This window comes from Priestia sp. BR_2 (assembly GCF_041954005.1).
GTDB classification, from domain to species: Bacteria; Bacillota; Bacilli; order Paenibacillales; family Paenibacillaceae; genus Paenibacillus_AQ; species Paenibacillus_AQ lautus_A.
Genome location: NZ_JAVFHM010000016.1, coordinates 1 through 520, shown reverse-complemented (window position 1 = coordinate 520; position 520 = coordinate 1). Strand labels below are relative to the sequence as shown.

Sequence of the window (520 nt, the reverse complement as noted above, 5' to 3'; positions counted from 1 at the left end):
AATTTTAGAGAGGCTTTTTTAAAACTCACCGGCTTTGGCAATTCCTAAATTAGATTCAAAATCTGTAATGTAAATACAGGCGTTTGTATATTCGTCATGTGATTTATAGTTAAATTCTCTACTTATACTATAATTTCCACTTATAGGTTTGTAAGATTGAATAGATTTAATTTGGTTATCTAAAGATAAATCAAAATTGTGAGTGGCTTTTTTTAATTGTTCGAGCTGGAGCTTTGTATAACTGTCGCGATGCTTTTGGATTTCGTCTTGCATGAGCTCTATTTTATATTTAGATACGGTGTTGATATGATTAATCGCAGGCCCCATATCTTTTTTTATTTGTGCTTCAGAAGAATGAAAGTGTTTATCATCAAATGAGTCTAACACGTTACTGCTTCCTTCCCAAGTTTTTGTTGCATCTATGATGTCATGCATATTGTTCATGAGCGTAACTTCATAGATCGTCTTGCTTGAATTGAATTTTTTATAGGATTTTACATACTCTTTTTCTGTTAAAGTA

General features: G+C 31.3%; 1 pseudogene. It reads right to left on the bottom strand.

The features are described from left to right. Positions 1 to 18 precede the first annotated feature (18 nt). A pseudogene (locus RB298_RS00110) lies at positions 19 to 520 on the bottom strand (hypothetical protein); the annotation flags it as partial.